The sequence below is a fragment of the Algoriphagus sp. TR-M9 genome (assembly GCF_027594545.1).
In the GTDB taxonomy this organism is placed as follows: Bacteria; Bacteroidota; Bacteroidia; order Cytophagales; family Cyclobacteriaceae; genus Algoriphagus; species Algoriphagus halophytocola.
This window is the reverse complement of sequence record NZ_CP115160.1, coordinates 4,639,991-4,660,355: the sequence shown is the minus strand read 5'-3', so window position 1 is coordinate 4,660,355 and position 20,365 is coordinate 4,639,991. Positions and strand designations below refer to the sequence as shown.

General features: G+C 47.9%; 3 protein-coding genes. All 3 read right to left on the bottom strand.

Features of this window, described 5'->3' with window-relative positions; genetic code table 11:
- Positions 1–530 precede the first annotated feature (530 nt).
- The 3 genes from PBT90_RS19865 to PBT90_RS19855 all read right to left on the bottom strand — a co-directional run bounded on the left by PBT90_RS19865 (position 531) and on the right by PBT90_RS19855 (position 20,141).
- Complete coding sequence (locus tag PBT90_RS19865) at positions 531–2,939, bottom strand: OmpA family protein (RefSeq protein WP_270130803.1); 2,409 nt, start codon at positions 2,937–2,939, stop codon at positions 531–533.
- A gap of 125 nt (positions 2,940–3,064) precedes the next feature.
- Positions 3,065–4,039, bottom strand: coding sequence for a PorP/SprF family type IX secretion system membrane protein (locus tag PBT90_RS19860; RefSeq protein ID WP_270130801.1), 975 nt, complete (start codon positions 4,037–4,039; stop codon positions 3,065–3,067).
- 31 nt (positions 4,040–4,070) lie between these two features.
- A complete protein-coding gene (locus PBT90_RS19855; RefSeq protein WP_270130799.1) occupies positions 4,071–20,141 on the bottom strand; it encodes a DUF7507 domain-containing protein in 16,071 nt (5,356 codons plus the stop codon).
- Between the last annotated feature and the right edge of the window lie 224 nt (positions 20,142–20,365).

Here is a 20,365-nt window from a genome sequence, read left to right as displayed (position 1 = left end):
GATGCCTATTTATGAAATGATTTAAAAAACTGGTTATCAGCATATTGAAGGACATTTTCACATCTTTTAATACCCTGGTCATATTAAAACCAACAGAAATATCGTTAGTTAAACTTAATTCAACAAAAAATCGAGATGAATTTAAACCAAATTCAATATTAATATTTGGATAAAAAAGTAGAAAAAACCACTAATTATGATTTGAGCTTGGTATTAATGAAGCATTACTTTTTAACCATACCAATCTTAACTAGCTCTTGGGGCATGGCGAAAAGCTCTTAGTTGAGATCAAAAATGATGAATCACCAGACTCTGAAGCTAAATCGCTTGGCTTGAATTATTCGGGGAACATTACCCCACGACAAAAAATCAAATGTGAAAAGTAATTAAGAATTAAAGGTCCAAAGATTAACTGTTTTTAGCACTTGATTAGAATGCTAAGCTTTAGGTCCTAATAGAGGTCAATAAAAAAAGAGGCTACCGAAAGGCAGCCTCTTTTGGATTAGAACTAATACTTACATCAATCCTATTTACAACACATCAACTTTCTTTTTTCTACCTGAGTAGGTGTAGGAGGATTTGCCTACTCTCAGTTCGGTCCTTCGGTTCAGCTGGTGCATCGCCTCGGTACAGGTCAGCTCATTGCAGTCGTTCACCGGCCGGGTCTCCCCAAACCAGGTCTCTTCCATCCGGCCCTCTTCCACGCCTCTGTCCAGCAGGTAGCGCTTCACGGCCTCGGCCCGGCGCTCGGACAGCGGCTGGTTGTACTCTTCGGATCCACGCTGGTCGGTATGCCCCTCGATGTACAGCATCAGGTTCGGCATCTTCTTCAGCATGATCGCCGTGCGCTCCAGCTCCTTCTTGTGCACGCTCCGCAGCATGCTCTTGTCAAAGTCGAAGTAGATCGTTGGGATCGCCTCCAGTTCTTTTTGGATCGCCTCAAAGATCGCCTCCGGATCACAGAAGTCCATGTCCTGGAAGCTCTCAGGGATCTCATACTGCTTGCTCGGATCTGGGAAGGCCTCCAGGGTCAGTTCAGATCTTCTGTTCAGCTGGTGCGCATCTTCGCTACACGGAATGCCGTTGCCGCAGTCGTTCACCAGTTCCTGCTCCCCGAACCATTCCAGACGGATGCGGTCGGCGGAGATGTTGTGCTGTGCCATGTATTCGGTCACTGCTTTCGCCCTATTGTTGGACAGGGTAATGTTGTATTCGTCACTCGCTCTGGAGTCGGTATGGGAGGCGACGATCAGGTCCAGGAACGGATATTCCCCCATGATCTCGCCCAGCTTGTCCAGGGCTGGCTTCGCATCCTCGCGGATCACAAACTTGTCCAGGTCATAGTACACGATGTCCACATACACCGGAAGCTGGTAAGGGATAGGTGTCAGGGTGTACTCTCTACGCACTGTGTCCCCTTCGAAGCCCTTGGTCGTGATGCTCTCGTCGCTGATGCTGAAGTACCCCGGCTTGCTGATCACTATACCGAAGTCACTCTCCGGCTCCAGTTCGGCCGTCAGCTCTCCCTTGCCGTTTCTTTGGGTCTCTACGTTGCCGTTCTGGGTCTTGTCCCTCAGGGTCGCCAGGTAGCTGTCGGTGATCACCACGCCTTCGCAGTCGATCACACGCGCCAGAAACTGCTTGTACACGTCCTGGATCGTATAGATGTCATCCAGCCCCATCCCGCCTTTCCGGTTGGAGGACAGGTAGGTCTCGGTCTTGCCGTCTTCCCCTTCGATGATCCTATAGGCAAAGTCATCGGCCAGGGAGTTCACCGGGATGCCCATGTTCTGCACATTGCTGAACTGGCTCGGGGTGTAGTCGGCCTGGAACACGTCCATCCCTCCGGCTCCCTGGTGGCCGGTGGAGCTGAAGTAAAACTTGTCCTCCCTCCGGAAGGCATGGGATTCATTGCCTTCGGTATTGATCTCCGGGCCCAGGTTAACCGGGGGACCGAAGTTCATCTCTCCGTCATATTCTGAATAGTACAGGTCATAGCCCCCCTGGCCCCCGGGCATGTCGGAGGTGAAGTACAGCCGTTGCGCCTCGCCGTCCACAAAGGGGTTCATCACCGCATAGCCGATCGAGTCGTTGAACGGTACCGGCGTAAAGCCTTCCAGCACACCGTCCTGGTTCAGCCTGCTGTAATAGATCTCGGGCTGGACGGTGATCTGGTTCTCTTTCTTTACTTTCTTTATCCCCCTGGTCACCGAGTAGAACAGCACGCCCTCCTCCTTGTCGTAGCTGGGGTCGGAAAAATTGTACGTGTCCGGTACGTTGGAAACCACTTCGCTGATGGTGCCGGTACTGTCCCTGCGGTACACGCTGAAGTATTCCCGGTCGGTGAAGTCGTTCTTCTCTTCGCTGAAGTATTGGTTCCGGCCGTCTATCCGTAAGCCGGGCATCTCACTCGGGTAGCTGCCCCCTCTGTCGGAGACAAAGTAGCTGTTCCCCTTCCCGTCCTTGGACAGGCCGAAGTCCGAGCCTTCGGAGTTCAGCCCTTCGGCGGGCTCCAGCTTCACTTTTCGCTTGCTCGCCACGGTCAGCAGCTCCGGAACTCCCGGAACACTGTCTGCATCCACCCCTTTCTCGGAAAGCATTCCAGCGGCCTCTTCCATATTCCCGCTCAGCTGGGCTGATCGGAGGTATTGCGCATAGTCACCGTAGTCGGCTTCTTCATACCCTACTGTGGTCTTCCACCAGGCATAAGAACTGTCGTAGTCACGTAATATGTCCTGTGCCTCGGCGATCTTCTTTGACGTCCCGTACGTGGGCTTCTTCGCGTAGGCTTCTTCGTACACTTCCAGCGCATGCTGGTAGTTCATCAGCTCCATCTGCTGGTCGGCGTACCGGAGCTTGCTCTTCTGTGCCTCGGCGGTTCCCAGTGATCCAAAGACCATCGCTGCTGTAATACTGAGTAGTGTTAGTGTCTTTTTCATGTGATTGCTGTTCATTTTTATTGGCCACATGGAATCTCGCATACCTAAAACCCTATCCAAAAGAACCTTTCCTTTTTTAGCCAGGATATCGGGGCTCCCTTGACTATGTTTGCTCGATTTCATAATCAGAACCATCTTTGGTTTTTCATTACTGCTTTTCTAGGAATCAGATAGTAACCTACTGAAAGCTCGTGGGAGTTGTTACGGTAGTTGCTCAGCACGTTCAGGTTATGGTCATACGCATAGCCGATACGCAGACGCTCGGTCGCGAAGATCTCCACGATCGCCGCCACTGCGTTCCGCTTGCTCAGGTTCTCCTCCAGGTTGTCGTTCCACAGCTTCAGGTTGCTGCGGTAGCTGCCTCCAACCCAGATCCGCTCGTAGAACAGGAACATCGCGTTCAGGTCGTAGTTCGTCGGCGCTCCTTTTACTTCCTTGATCAAAAAGCTCGGCTTGAACTTCACTGCCTTGCCCAGGTCAAACAGGTAACCTGCTGTCAGGTAGTAGTGGAAATCGTGGTAGGCCAGCGCAACATCCTCACGCTCCAGGGACTTCTTGCCGATCATGTTGTACATACTGAAACCCGCATAGAAACGGTCGTTGTGGAAGAACAGACCTGTGTTCAGGTTCGGAGTCGTCAGGTTGATCCGCCCGTCAGGAATCTCGCTGTCCGGATAGTCGTTCGGATCCAGCATGCTCCCGTCTATAGCGTACTGGCTGAATCCCGCACTCACTCCAAGACCCAAAAAGCTCTTCGACCCTGTCTGGATACGGTAGGCGTACGTCAAAAGCCCTCCAGTCGTCTTCGCAGGACCCAGGTTGTCGCTCAAAAACGATACCCCAAAACCCATCGTGCCCTCGTTAGCTGCCAGGTCCGCGGTAACCGTGAACGTCTCAGGTGCTCCAGGAAAATTGATCCACTGGCTGCGGTACGTGCTCTGGATATACGGCTCTCCCTTGTAGCCCGCATAGCCCGGGTTTACATGCAATCCGTTGAATATATACTGACTGAACTGGGGAAGCTGTTGCCCAAAAGTCCATCCCGTGCCCAGTAGGGTGACCATCAAGGACATCCCTATGATTTTAAAAAGAGTTTTCATATGCTTTCTGTTTTCTTCCAGTCCATTCTAATTAGTCCTTGATTACTTGAATCCATCCTTTGTATTCGTGCTCTTGGCCAGATCTATCAATCGCTTTCAACACGTAATAGTAAGTACCTGCCGTTTGTCCAGGAGCATCCCAGTCGTTCTGGTAATTTTCTTGCTCTAGCACATGGTCGCCAAATCTGTTGATAATCGTGATTTCAGTGCTTTGGAATATATTGATTCCTTCAATCTCAAATGTATCGTTATCACCATCATTATTTGGTGTGATCACATTCGGGATGTGGAAAGGCTTAATCGTATTCACATCATCATCCTGATTATCTGCTTCATCGGTATCTTCTTCTTCCGAATCAACAACTACTACGTTTGTGATAGCTCCAGCAGTCTCTGCCAATACCTTCACTCTAATGGTAACCGTAGCGTCAGCTTCAAGGAATGGAATAGTCCAACTCAGCTGAGATCCTGCTTCGTTGGTCGCTATCTCAGCGCCACTGCTATTCGCTGTTACTTCACTACTTAGATAGCTAACTCCATTTGGTAGATTATCGGTCACCACCACATTAGTAGCAGGTGTACCTCCGATATTGCTAAGAACGATTTCGTACTCGAATTCATCGCCAACAAATATCTCTTGCTCGAAGCTAGTCTTCGTGATATTCAGATTGACTTCATCGTTCATCAGTCTAAATACTACCAATGCATCATCCTGATTATCTGGGAAGGCAACCTCTCTCAAGGTGTATCTTAAGGTATACTCTCTAGCCTCATTCACACCTGGTATCAAGCTCAACTCACCGTTCTCATCAATCAATAGACCTACGATACCGTCAAGTTCTGTGAATTCGAAGTCCACATCTGCTGGGTCTGGTCGCTCACCTTCTAGTCGGTCATTATCCAGGATATTTCCTAGCAATCCACCGAAGCTGATGAAGTGAGTACCGAAGTCATCGTCATTGGCGATGATTTCAACATCTACCTCTAGACATCTCATACCGAAGTCCATATCCAGATTCACAGGGTTCTCTGCGGTAATTTGAGCAGTAATTCCATCAGCTCCACCAGTAACTCCACATCTAACTTCCGTTCTAGAAGCATTGATATCGGTCATTCTAGCACTGGCATCTGGGAGTACTTTCACTAATCCAGTTGCACCCATTCTCTGCGCTTCAGCATCCAGGAATTCATCATTATTCAAGTATGCAGTAAACTCACCGAACTCTACTCCCTCTGGCCTATCTCTCCAGTATCCTATGATACCGACGATGATATCTGCAGCATATCCTCCAGGACCATCTACATGAACATTGGCAGACTGAGCGTTACCGAAGCCGGCTTTGTTCAACTCACCCTCGTTTTCAGGGCCATCGTATCTTCCGTCACCATTGAGATCGAACCATTCCCAATCCGCAATATCAATTGGACCTTGGGTAGGATCGTTCAGTGTTACTTGACCGTCGTTATTGGCATCGAACCATTCGTTCTGGATACCATCACCATTCAAGTCATACCATACAAAATCTCCCAGTACAATACCGTCATAGGTTTCATAACCGAAGTCATGCGTCTGATACGCACAGTCAGCGATATCAGTAAAGAACAAGGAGCTTTCTACTGGATACAGACCTCTTGCCGCATTTAGATTAGCATCCTGCACTTGCACTAGGTAGCTGCCTGGAGCAAAATCCTGGAAGGTATATCTACCGTCCGCACCTGTAATGACAAGTAGCGTAGAGCCAGGAGTATCTCCCTGTGGTATCAGAGTAATAGGTACACCTGCAAGTGGAAGATCCGTCTCAGCATTGAATGCAATACCCGTAATCAGGGTCTGGCCTTCACAACCTACTTCTACCACATGGTCATCTTCTTCAGATACCGGATTTTCTGGATCAACAGGATTTGTCGCTGTAACTGTTGCTACGTTGACCAAGTTTTCCTGATTAGCAATGTCCGACTCGGTTACAGTGTACGTAGTTGAATACTCAAGTACCTCATTAGGCAATAGCATTTCAACAGATTCCGTAAATCCAGTCATTGGATCATTTACCTGAACATCTACCAATGGAGCTGTACCTGTATTGGTAACTGTAATTGTATAAGTGATTACTTCCCCGATTTCATAGACCACAGTCTTATCCGCAGTTTTGTCTATCTGGATTCCAGCGGTCAGATCAACATTCACAGTCGCATCATCTTCAGCTTCTACAGGAGTTTCAGAATTTTCATGAACTGCTTTCACCGTAGCCACATTCAGAATAGGCTCTCCACTTAGAATGTCTTCCAATGTAACTGTGTAAGTAGTCTGGAAGCTTCTTTCTTCCCCTGGAGCCAAGGTTAATGAACCTACTGCCAAACCTGTTTTAGGATCTGTCAGCTCACCACTAGTAAGAGTTACATTACCGGTATTTTTCACCAATAAGGTATAATTCAGCACCACACCGGCTTCACTTACAGAAGTCACATCAACGGTTTTACCTAGCGTAATCGATGGTAAAGGATCAATTGGAGTTTCAATTTCAGTCTCATCCTCAGGATCTTCACCGTCTGGGCTTTCGCCAGAAGCAAGTGCAGTATTCAATACAAATCCTGCATCTACATCAGCCTGAGTCACCACATATTCAGTGTTCAATGCAGTAGAAGCTCCTGGTGCTAAAGTACCTGCATTTTGATCTAGACCAGTCAGAGGATCTGAAACCATCACCTTAGTCAAGGTCACATTACCGGTGTTGGTCACAGTCAAAGTATAGGTGATCACATCACCTGCTGCATTTACCTCAGCTCCGTTGTCAGATTTCACAATCTGGATTGCCGGGTTCTGAGGAATCTCAGTTTCGGTACAGGTCTCACACTCTGTGCTTGGGTTCTCTACCGGAGTTGGGTCAGAAGACTCGTCTTCTACAACCTCATCCTTAGGAGATGTTCCTTGTGCCAAAGCAGTGTTCACCACGTATCCGTTGTCTATATCATCTTGAGTCAAGACATAAGTGGCCGTGAAGGTCGTGTTGTCACTTACTCCAGGTGCCAGGCTGATCGGACCTCCGTTCACAGTTACCATTGGATCGGTTACCATGATGTTACTCAAGGTCACGTTACCAGTATTGCTCACTGTGAAGGTGTAAGAAATTGTCTCTCCTACATTTCCGAAGCCGTCTTGGTTCTCATCGTTGAAGACTCCGTCTTTCAGCAATTCGATTGCCGGGTTCTGAGGAATCTCAGTTTCGGTACAGGTCTCACACTCTGTGCTTGGGTTCTCTACCGGAGTTGGGTCAGAAGACTCATCTTCTACAACCTCATTAGTAGGTGAGGTTCCTTGTGCCAAAGCAGTGTTCACCACGTATCCGTTGTCTATATCATCTTGAGTCAAGACATAAGTGGCCGTGAAGGTCGTGTTGTCACTTGCTCCAGGTGCCAGGCTGATCGGACCTCCGTTCACAGTTACCATTGGATCGGTTACCATGATGTTACTCAAGGTCACGTTACCAGTATTGCTCACTGTGAAGGTGTAAGAAATTGTCTCTCCTACATTTCCGAAGCCGTCTTGGTTCTCATCGTTGAAGACTCCGTCTTTCAGCAATTCGATTGCTGGTCGTTGACATAGATCAACTTGAGTTTCTACATCAGAGTCTATCGATTCTCCGGACAAATCTTGAACTTCTGTTTCGACAAATATGCCAGTAGCTCTCGCTTGGTTATTGATGAATCTTGCATTGGTATCATCCAAAGTGATGATATAGCTTGCTGTGTAAGTAGCGGTTTCTCCCGGTTTCAAAGTACCTTCAGAGCTACCCATACTAGTACCTTCGAAGTTCACATCACTCAAGTCTCCTGTTCCTGTGAAGTTTACTTCCTCTAAGGTCACTGAATTCAAAGTGACATTTCCTGTATTGGTAATCACGAAGGTATAAGTCACCGAATCACCAGTATCGTAGCAATCATCTTCGCTTTCAACTTCAGCCGTTTTCACCAGATTGATGCTTGGTGAAGTTTCAAAGCATTCCTCTATAGAATCCTCATCGCTTGCAAGGATTCTTCCCTCAGAGAATTCAGAATCCTGCTCAAACCCTTCTTCATAAGCTGTAGCAGATGCAGTATTGGTTACACAAAGACCATCTATCAAATCTTGGTCTATTTCGAGTTGAGTTTCCTCTTCCCAAGTTGCCTGTGGAGCCAGAGACTGTATAGTCCACATCTCACCAGTCAGGCCATCCTTCACTTCAATGTTGTACAATTCAACATCTCCAGTGTTAGTAACCTTGATAGCATAAGTGACAAATCCTCCAACCTCATTGTCATTCTCAACCACTTCTTTTTCTATATCCAAACCAGGACTTACCACTCTCACAGTCACAAGCGCTGTATCACAGTTGGTAGGATTTGGATTGGTACAGATTCTATATTCTAGGGTGTAAACACCTGGAGTTAATCCAGAAGCTACACTTACTAAACCTGTATTTGTATCCAAGATCAAAGCACCCGGAGTGGATTGAGTCACCTCAGTCACTGTCACCAAAGTGGTATTCAATGGAGAAGTACCATCCAGCAATCTGTCATTGGTCAATACATTGACAATATCATCGTATCCAAATTCATACACCGGAATGCTGGTCATATCGTCATCCTCAGCAATTGGAGGGTTCGGATTAGGATTACATTCAGCAGATGCTCCTGGGTAAGCTATTTCAGCCTGTACTTCAGGGTTCAGTTCAAAGATCACATAAGCGCCATCTTCGCGAACCTGATAGAAGTTAAATTCTCCAGCTACCCACTGTTGGTTCTCAAATTTCCATCCTGGCCATGCGCTGCCATAACCACCTGCTAAGGTATCTGCTCCTGGGAACAGCATGTAGCCTTCCATTGGAATATTATCGTAACTGATGATCACATTGTCATCCTTGTCATACCAAGTCATGGTCAACGGATTTGGATCATTAGGAGCCAGATCCTGTAGGTCAAAGTTCACTGGTGATAACAACCATCTCAAGTATGGAGCATCCAGTTCACAATATTCATCCACTTCGATCAACCCAAGTTCAGGATTGATAGTGACCGTGATCACTGCCTCATCCCAGTTGGATGGATTTCCAGTTTCTGTAATTCTATAAGTTAACTGATAGTTACCTGCCTGAGGATTAGGAGCAATGGTGATCTCACCGTTTGCATCCACACTCAATACCCCTTCCGGATCTGCAATCACAGTGGTCAAGGTCACATTGGCAGGAGTTGCCTGGCCACCTTTCAACTCATCATTTGTCAAAGCATTGACAGCTGAAGTCTGGGCAGTAGTCTCATAATCAAATGTTCCCGCGAAGTCATCCACAGCCAAGATCTCATTAAAGCTAGCTTCAGCAGTTTCAGAATCAGGATCAGATTCTATAGGCTCCTGTCCTTCTCCCTCACCGATGAATCCTTTACCGATCGCTGTGTTAGTCACTGTGCCTTCTTCCAAATCAGCTGCAGTGATAGCATAAGTAGCAGTAAACACAATCTCATCTCCTGGAGCCATGCTAGCGGTGCTGTTTTCATCAACAATAGTCCCCGCAATCTTATCATCCTCAACTGTAAATGGACCATAAAGCGTCACATTACCTGTGTTTTCTAGCGTATAGCTGTATTCAACTACATCATCGACTAAGCTATATGGATCACCGGCAGTGATTTCTTTAACGATAGTCAATTCAGGAGTCTGAGGGAAGCAAGCGTCAGCCATGTCTTCATCCTGAGCCACCACTCTATATAGCAACCCTCCTGGGAATTCTCCTTCACCCGGAGATTGCTGCTGTCCATCAATGAACTCTCTTGATTCTGCAATAGCTGTATTTTCATAGCATATGCCATCAATCATTTCCTGCGTGATTTTCACCGTTACTTGGCGGGTATCCTCTGCGTTAGGTGCAAGTTCATCGATAGTCCAGTTATCCTCTGTTTCTATATCTTCTACATAGATATTGTATAGGGTAACATTACCAGTGTTTTTCACAGTGATGTCAAAGATCAAGTCTCCGTCGAGGATTTCTGCGTTAGAACTCACTGTTTTGGTGATTTCTAATCCTGGGTTCTGACAAAGATCAACTTGAGTTTCATTGTCGTCCTGAACTGTATCGCCTGAAAGGTCATCTACCTCATTCTCGCCAAATAATGCAGTCACTAAAGCCTGATTGTTCACAAATCTGGCATCGGTATCCTCCAATGTTAAGGTGTAAGTAGCCGTATAGGTGGCACTCTCACCAGGTAGCAGGGTACCTTCTTCACTGTCTTCACTGCTTTCTACAAATGTGATATCAGATATATCACCAGATCCTGTAAAGTGGTATTCTGTAACTTCTACATCTGTCAAGGTTACATTTCCTGTGTTGAACACAGTGAATGTGTAGGTTACTAGATCGTCCGTATCGTAGCAGTCGTCTTCTGAGTCCACTGAAGCTGTCTTAATTATTGCAATCTCAGCTTTCTGGCATAGCTCAAACTCGGTCAATCCATCCACCTCGAAGCTCTCACCTGAATCATCGGTCACTGGTGTGTTCTGACCAAACTGACCTGTCGCTCTCGCCTGGTTCGTGATCAATCCTGCCTCAACATCGGCAGGGGTCACCACATACGTGGCAGTGTAGGTCGCTTCCTCGCCCGGAGCTAGCGTGCCCTCTACATTATCACTCTCTGCGGCCACAAACGTGATCGCCGGTGCAGTGCCTGTGCCACTAAAGCTCAACTCAGACACAGAGACATTACCCAACGTCACCGTACCTGTATTTCTTACCACAAACGTGTAGGTCAACTCATCGCCAGCCTCAACACAATCGTCTGCTGTCGTCGGTGCAACCGTCTTGATGATCGCGATAGACTCCTTCTGGCATAGCTCAAACTCGGTCAATCCATCCACCTCGAAGCTCTCACCTGAATCATCGGTCACTGGTGTGTTCTGACCAAACTGACCTGTCGCTCTCGCCTGGTTCGTGATCAATCCTGCCTCAACATCGGCAGGGGTCACCACATACGTGGCAGTGTAGGTCTCTTCCTCGCCCGGAGCTAGCGTGCCCTCTACATTATCACTCTCTGCGGCCACAAACGTGATCGCCGGTGCAGTGCCTGTGCCACTAAAGCTCAACTCAGACACAGAGACATTACCCAACGTCACCGTACCTGTATTTCTTACCACAAACGTGTAGGTCAACTCATCGCCAGCCTCAACACAATCGTCTGCTGTCGTCGGTGCAACCGTCTTGATGATCGCGATAGACTCCTTCTGGCATAGCTCAAACTCGGTCAATCCATCCACCTCGAAGCTCTCACCTGAATCATCGGTCACTGGTGTGTTCTGACCAAACTGACCTGTCGCTCTCGCCTGGTTCGTGATCAATCCTGCCTCAACATCGGCAGGGGTCACCACATACGTGGCAGTGTAGGTCGCTTCCTCGCCCGGAGCTAGCGTGCCCTCTACATTATCACTCTCTGCGGCCACAAACGTGATCGCCGGTGCAGTGCCTGTGCCACTAAAGCTCAACTCAGACACAGAGACATTACCCAACGTCACCGTACCTGTATTTCTTACCACAAACGTGTAGGTCAACTCATCGCCAGCCTCAACACAATCGTCTGCTGTCGTCGGTGCAACCGTCTTGATGATCGCGATAGACTCCTTCTGGCATAGCTCAAACTCGGTCAATCCATCCACCTCGAAGCTCTCACCTGAATCATCGGTCACTGGTGTGTTCTGACCAAACTGACCTGTCGCTCTCGCCTGGTTCGTGATCAATCCTGCCTCAACATCGGCAGGGGTCACCACATACGTGGCAGTGTAGGTCGCTTCCTCGCCCGGAGCTAGCGTGCCCTCTACATTATCACTCTCTGCGGCCACAAACGTGATCGCCGGTGCAGTGCCTGTGCCACTAAAGCTCAACTCAGACACAGAGACATTACCCAACGTCACCGTACCTGTATTTCTTACCACAAACGTGTAGGTCAACTCATCGCCAGCCTCAACACAATCGTCTGCTGTCGTCGGTGCAACCGTCTTGATGATCGCGATAGACTCCTTCTGGCATAGCTCAAACTCGGTCAATCCATCCACCTCGAAGCTCTCACCTGAATCATCGGTCACTGGTGTGTTCTGACCAAACTGACCTGTCGCTCTCGCCTGGTTCGTGATCAATCCTGCCTCAACATCGGCAGGGGTCACCACATACGTGGCAGTGTAGGTCGCTTCCTCGCCCGGAGCTAGCGTGCCCTCTACATTATCACTCTCTGCGGCCACAAACGTGATCGCCGGTGCAGTGCCTGTGCCACTAAAGCTCAACTCAGACACAGAGACATTACCCAACGTCACCGTACCTGTATTTCTTACCACAAACGTGTAGGTCAACTCATCGCCAGCCTCAACACAATCGTCTGCTGTCGTCGGTGCAACCGTCTTGATGATCGCGATAGACTCCTTCTGGCATAGCTCAAACTCGGTCAATCCATCCACCTCGAAGCTCTCACCTGAATCATCGGTCACTGGTGTGTTCTGACCAAACTGACCTGTCGCTCTCGCCTGGTTCGTGATCAATCCTGCCTCAACATCGGCAGGGGTCACCACATACGTGGCAGTGTAGGTCGCTTCCTCGCCCGGAGCTAGCGTGCCCTCTACATTATCACTCTCTGCGGCCACAAACGTGATCGCCGGTGCAGTGCCTGTGCCACTAAAGCTCAACTCAGACACAGAGACATTACCCAACGTCACCGTACCTGTATTTCTTACCACAAACGTGTAGGTCAACTCATCGCCAGCCTCAACACAATCGTCTGCTGTCGTCGGTGCAACCGTCTTGATGATCGCGATAGACTCCTTCTGGCATAGCTCAAACTCGGTCAATCCATCCACCTCGAAGCTCTCACCTGAATCATCGGTCACTGGTGTGTTCTGACCAAACTGACCTGTCGCTCTCGCCTGGTTCGTGATCAATCCTGCCTCAACATCGGCAGGGGTCACCACATACGTGGCAGTGTAGGTCTCTTCCTCGCCCGGAGCTAGCGTGCCCTCTACATTATCACTCTCTGCGGCCACAAACGTGATCGCCGGTGCAGTGCCTGTGCCACTAAAGCTCAACTCAGACACAGAGACATTACCCAACGTCACCGTACCTGTATTTCTTACCACAAACGTGTAGGTCAACTCATCGCCAGCCTCAACACAATCGTCTGCTGTCGTCGGTGCAACCGTCTTGATGATCGCGATAGACTCCTTCTGGCATAGCTCAAACTCGGTCAATCCATCCACCTCGAAGCTCTCACCTGAATCATCGGTCACTGGTGTGTTCTGACCAAACTGACCTGTCGCTCTCGCCTGGTTCGTGATCAATCCTGCCTCAACATCGGCAGGGGTCACCACATACGTGGCAGTGTAGGTCGCTTCCTCGCCCGGAGCTAGCGTGCCCTCTACATTATCACTCTCTGCGGCCACAAACGTGATCGCCGGTGCAGTGCCTGTGCCACTAAAGCTCAACTCAGACACAGAGACATTACCCAACGTCACCGTACCTGTATTTCTTACCACAAACGTGTAGGTCAACTCATCGCCAGCCTCAACACAATCGTCTGCTGTCGTCGGTGCAACCGTCTTGATGATCGCGATAGACTCCTTCTGGCATAGCTCAAACTCGGTCAATCCATCCACCTCGAAGCTCTCACCTGAATCATCGGTCACTGGTGTGTTCTGACCAAACTGACCTGTCGCTCTCGCCTGGTTCGTGATCAATCCTGCCTCAACATCGGCAGGGGTCACCACATACGTGGCAGTGTAGGTCGCTTCCTCGCCCGGAGCTAGCGTGCCCTCTACATTATCACTCTCTGCGGCCACAAACGTGATCGCCGGTGCAGTGCCTGTGCCACTAAAGCTCAACTCAGACACAGAGACATTACCCAACGTCACCGTACCTGTATTTCTTACCACAAACGTGTAGGTCAACTCATCGCCAGCCTCAACACAATCGTCTGCTGTCGTCGGTGCAACCGTCTTGATGATCGCGATAGACTCCTTCTGGCATAGCTCAAACTCGGTCAATCCATCCACCTCGAAGCTCTCACCTGAATCATCGGTCACTGGTGTGTTCTGACCAAACTGACCTGTCGCTCTCGCCTGGTTCGTGATCAATCCTGCCTCAACATCGGCAGGGGTCACCACATACGTGGCAGTGTAGGTCGCTTCCTCGCCCGGAGCTAGCGTGCCCTCTACATTATCACTCTCTGCGGCCACAAACGTGATCGCCGGTGCAGTGCCTGTGCCACTAAAGCTCAACTCAGACACAGAGACATTACCCAACGTCACCGTACCTGTATTTCTTACCACAAACGTGTAGGTCAACTCATCGCCAGCCTCAACACAATCGTCTGCTGTCGTCGGTGCAACCGTCTTGATGATCGCGATAGACTCCTTCTGGCATAGCTCAAACTCGGTCAATCCATCCACCTCGAAGCTCTCACCTGAATCATCGGTCACTGGTGTGTTCTGACCAAACTGACCTGTCGCTCTCGCCTGGTTCGTGATCAATCCTGCCTCAACATCGGCAGGGGTCACCACATACGTGGCAGTGTAGGTCGCTTCCTCGCCCGGAGCTAGCGTGCCCTCTACATTATCACTCTCTGCGGCCACAAACGTGATCGCCGGTGCAGTGCCTGTTCCACTGAAGCTCAACTCTGCCACAGAGACATTACCCAAGGTCACTGTTCCTGTATTTCTTACCACAAACGTGTAGGTCAACTCATCGCCAGCCTCAACACAATCGTCTGCTGTCGTCGGTGCAACCGTCTTGATGATCGCGATAGACTCCTTCTGGCATAGCTCAAACTCGGTCAATCCATCCACCTCGAAGCTCTCACCTGAATCATCGGTCACTGGTGTGTTCTGACCAAACTGACCTGTCGCTCTCGCCTGGTTCGTGATCAATCCTGCCTCAACATCGGCAGGGGTCACCACATACGTGGCAGTGTAGGTCGCTTCCTCGCCCGGAGCTAGCGTGCCCTCTACATTATCACTCTCTGCGGCCACAAACGTGATCGCCGGTGCAGTGCCTGTGCCACTAAAGCTCAACTCAGACACAGAGACATTACCCAACGTCACCGTACCTGTATTTCTTACCACAAACGTGTAGGTCAACTCATCGCCAGCCTCAACACAATCGTCTGCTGTCGTCGGTGCAACCGTCTTGATGATCGCGATAGACTCCTTCTGGCATAGCTCAAACTCGGTCAATCCATCCACCTCGAAGCTCTCACCTGAATCATCGGTCACTGGTGTGTTCTGACCAAACTGACCTGTCGCTCTCGCCTGGTTCGTGATCAATCCTGCCTCAACATCGGCAGGGGTCACCACATACGTGGCAGTGTAGGTCGCTTCCTCGCCCGGAGCTAGCGTGCCCTCTACATTATCACTCTCTGCGGCCACAAACGTGATCGCCGGTGCAGTGCCTGTGCCACTAAAGCTCAACTCAGACACAGAGACATTACCCAACGTCACCGTACCTGTATTTCTTACCACAAACGTGTAGGTCAACTCATCGCCAGCCTCAACACAATCGTCTGCTGTCGTCGGTGCAACCGTCTTGATGATCGCGATAGACTCCTTCTGGCATAGCTCAAACTCGGTCAATCCATCCACCTCGAAGCTCTCACCTGAATCATCGGTCACTGGTGTGTTCTGACCAAACTGACCTGTCGCTCTCGCCTGGTTCGTGATCAATCCTGCCTCAACATCGGCAGGGGTCACCACATACGTGGCAGTGTAGGTCGCTTCCTCGCCCGGAGCTAGCGTGCCCTCTACATTATCACTCTCTGCGGCCACAAACGTGATCGCCGGTGCAGTGCCTGTGCCACTAAAGCTCAACTCAGACACAGAGACATTACCCAACGTCACCGTACCTGTATTTCTTACCACAAACGTGTAGGTCAACTCATCGCCAGCCTCAACACAATCGTCTGCTGTCGTCGGTGCAACCGTCTTGATGATCGCGATAGACTCCTTCTGGCATAGCTCAAACTCGGTCAATCCATCCACCTCGAAGCTCTCACCTGAATCATCGGTCACTGGTGTGTTCTGACCAAACTGACCTGTCGCTCTCGCCTGGTTCGTGATCAATCCTGCCTCAACATCGGCAGGGGTCACCACATACGTGGCAGTGTAGGTCGCTTCCTCGCCCGGAGCTAGCGTGCCCTCTACATTATCACTCTCTGCGGCCACAAACGTGATCGCCGGTGCAGTGCCTGTGCCACTGAAGCTCAACTCTGCCACAGAGACATTACCCAAGGTCACTGTTCCTGTATTTCTTACCACAAACGTGTAGGTCAACTCATCGCCAGCCTCAACACAATCGTCTGCTGTCGTCGGTGCAACCGTCTTGATGATCGCGATAGACTCCTTCTGGCATAGCTCAAACTCGGTCAATCCATCCACCTCGAAGCTCTCACCTGAATCATCGGTCACTGGTGTGTTCTGACCAAACTGACCTGTCGCTCTCGCCTGGTTCGTGATCAATCCTGCCTCAACATCGGCAGGGGTCACCACATACGTGGCAGTGTAGGTCGCTTCCTCGCCCGGAGCTAGCGTGCCCTCTACATTATCACTCTCTGCGGCCACAAACGTGATCGCAGGTGCAGTGCCTGTTCCACTAAAGCTCAACTCTGCCACAGCTACTGAACCCAAGGTCACTGTTCCTGTATTTCTTACCACAAACGTGTAGGTCAACTCATCGCCAGCCTCAACACAATCGTCTGCTGTCGTCGGTGCAACCGTCTTGATGATCGCGATCGCACACTCATTAATAACTACCTCTACTTCTTCCTCTACATAACACTCCCCGATTGTAGCTCTGATTATATAGGTGCCTGATTCAGAAACCGTAGAAGATATTTCACCTGGTTCTCCTTGCTTGTAATAAGTAAAATCTGCTCCCTGAGAAGTGCCCTGTAAGTCAATCGCATCAGCTAAGTCAATATCGGCTGGCCCGCAAACTGGATCAGGACTTTGAACTACAAGGACAGGAAGATCTATGATAGATATCTCAACCTCTTTCCTTACACTTTCACAACCCGAAGTTGTATTTCTTTGACTAACCCAAACTGAGTAATCTCCAACATTATTACCATCAACCGCCGGAGCTGTAGTTGTTCCATCATTAGAAACCTGAGTCGTATAATAGACTATTTCATAGTTCGCTGAAGTAGGTGATACTATATAGTAAAAATCTTCATCAGCTTTACAATATTCCTTATCAGTTGTATTCGGAAGACCAACTTGCTCTCCAGCTCCTACAATATATTCCTCAATTACAAAACATCCTTTACTATCAGTAACTTTTACTTCATAAGTACCTGGAGATAAACCTGTAAGGTTTTGATCATTAGAAGTAAAGCTATTAGGACCAGTCCAAGAATAGGAATAACTACCGTCTCCTCCATCAGGGGTGATGCTTACAGTTCCATCATTGGCACCAAAACAAACTTCGCCATTGGAAGAGCCAGAAACTGTAACAGGTTCATCAATTGTAACCTGCTTTGTAATAGAAGTTGTTTCATCTCCATCAGTAATTTCTAAGGTTACATCATAAGTACCTGGATTTCCAAAGTCAAAGCTTGGGTTGGAAGCATTAGAATTACCAAGGTTATTACCGAAAGTCCAAGTATAAGAATAATTTGAATTGTCTCCCCCTGTGGATTTGTCAGTAAAGGCCACTTGCGTTGACTCACATGCACCACTGTATTCAAAGTTTGCTACCAACGGCGCATTTACAACAAAACCAGTAAAACACTTAATACACCTTGGCCCACTAACATCCCAGCTATTTTGATTAGCACTCCAGGACATGAAAAAATCCTTAAACTCTATCTTATCTCCACAAGTCCAAGTATAATCTGTAATTTTAATAGGAACCCCTCTTGGAATATTTGTAGAACCAAAAAGTTCTAACTCTACATCCTCCACAAATTCATCATTGACATACAACTGATACTTTACCAAAAGGCTATATCTTTCATTATTCCCACCTTGATTTGCACCTCCAAAAACAGTCCAAATACCAGCAGACTGGCTACTTCCCGCAACACAAGACTCCAACTCGTCCCCTGTAATAGGGTCACCTAGATAAAACTCACTTACGGTAATATCTTGAGCATTACACTGGAAGTCATAAGAACTGTTTTCATTTTCACAATCAACTGAAGGTAAAATAGCTATAGATGCAGTATCCGACTTGGGCTCTGTCTCATTGGAATCTACTGTAGCAGTATTTATGAGCTCTGTCCTGTTTTGTAGATCAAAATTATTGGCAGTATAAGATATCGTGTAAACCCATGTTTCACTTGGACTCAATATGCCATCATCATCACTTCCTTGAGATTGAACAAGGATTCCTGCACTTCCATCCGGCAATAAATCCGTGACCACAACACCGGTCAAATCCAAAGAAGATGGATTCGAAACAGTGACTCTATAATTCACTGTTTGCCCAGGTGTGGTGACTATAGGAATATTAGCCAAGTTGGTGATTACCTTTTCTATTGTCGCAGTACAAGCTACCGCAGTAACCGTAATAGGATCTGAATACCCAGACCCTGGACAATTGTTAACCAAAGCTTTTGCTCTATAGGTAGTTGACTCGGAGAGTGCTCCCGTATTTAAAGTAGAAGAATTTTCATTTGGAATTACTTCCCAGTTGCCACCAACTTCCTTTTCCCATACATAGGTATAAGTAGGCGTTCCAATTCCGTTTGAAACAGCAGCTGAAATTGTAGTAGAACTTCCAATACAAATTTCCTCTAGCTCTGCTTCCAAAGCAACCTCATGTCTGTAAACATTTATGAATTTGGGAGACACTACTCTACAAAATTCATTTTCTAAGGTTGTTGGGTCACCCGCAACTACCACTCTGAACTCATATCCAGTAAGTGGGTCAAGCGGAGAACCTGGTTGAGCATAAGGGTTAGGGAAATCGACATAATCAGTTGAAGAACCCGAATTTGATAAAGTAGAACCTATATTAATCCACTCATCAGGAGAATCAGCCTCTCTATATTGCAACTGAAAATAATTAGTGGAATATGCAAACTCAGGATCAGCATCGGTAATTCTTGCCTTTAAACCTGGATCCTCCCCCACACAAACCGCATCTAAACCTATTAATTCCGCCGGTGGTCCAAGCGGAGCAAAACTAATATCATCAATCGCTAAGTCATTTCCATATTGAGTACCAACTATGTTTTCAATCTGGAGTCTAACACTACTAACGCCGGCAGGCATTTGAAAATCAATATATAATTGCTTCCATTCTCCTGCTGGATCAACATCATCATCTGTGGTTGCCTTCGAAGTGATTAGATTATCATTAATTCCATTTAAGATCTTAAAATTTACCTTTGGTGGCTCACCTCCTTGGCCATTCATATCTTTGATCCAAACCGAAAACCTAAATTTTGTCCCGGCACATAAACCATCTATCTTTCTATCAAAATAAAGTGTAGTGGAAGAGTGTGCATCTATCAAAAGCATGTAGCCCGTGTAATCCGCAGCATCTTCAGTAGTATGATCTGTGCCAATGGCAAAATAAGGCTGGTAATAGCCACGAGAATCATTTGTTATAGAATATCCCCCTATACCCGTTCCATTGCTTTCACTAATATTTGCAAAAACGGGTCCCCAGTTGCCATTTTGAACATTATTGTTAGCTCCAGCAGGTGAGGTGTTATAACTTACTCCTCCAGGAATACTCGGTCCAGACGACCTATATTGATTTTGATAGGGAAATTGATTAGTTCCCCATCGCTGAGGAGTATAAAAATCCATTGAAGTAATATAATCCAATGATTCATATTTGAAGTATACACCCCTCCCATTAGTTCCACTTCTGGTGTCATTAAAAACATGCTGAGTCTCCCCATCATTAATGGTCCCAAAGTCTTCGATAAAAATCGGATCACCTAAACCCTGAGAAAAAGCCACCTGCCCCGAGGCAAAAAATAACAGGAGCAGTAGCCCTGCAGTAAGGAATCCCTTTAAACTTCGGTATGCTGTAGCCCTTTCGAAAAATCCACTTTGCTGTGGCCGGGCACTGAATTGACAATTGGATGTACTGTCCATATCGTTATTATTTAAAATTTTTCGATTTCGTAAAGCTGCTCTCAATAGGAGAATGTTTTAATCTTTTGGATTGATTGTCAGAACTTTAAAGCGTCAAATCCTTCTCTCACTACTACTAAAATTTACTTGGCTAGCGAGACAATACCCTTCAAACTCTTTTTCAATTACACAATTATGCCTTAAAAATACACTTTTATGTTTTTCATATCAAAGTCTTTAGGGGA

Bases quoted from the DNA above. Each gene is read 5' to 3' on its own strand.
- PBT90_RS19865 (WP_270130803.1), bottom strand. From the start codon at position 2,939: ATGAAAAAGACACTAACACTACTCAGTATTACAGCAGCGATGGTCTTT.
- PBT90_RS19860 (WP_270130801.1), bottom strand. From the start codon at position 4,039: ATGAAAACTCTTTTTAAAATCATAGGGATGTCCTTGATGGTCACCCTA.
- PBT90_RS19855 (WP_270130799.1), bottom strand. From the start codon at position 20,141: ATGGACAGTACATCCAATTGTCAATTCAGTGCCCGGCCACAGCAAAGT.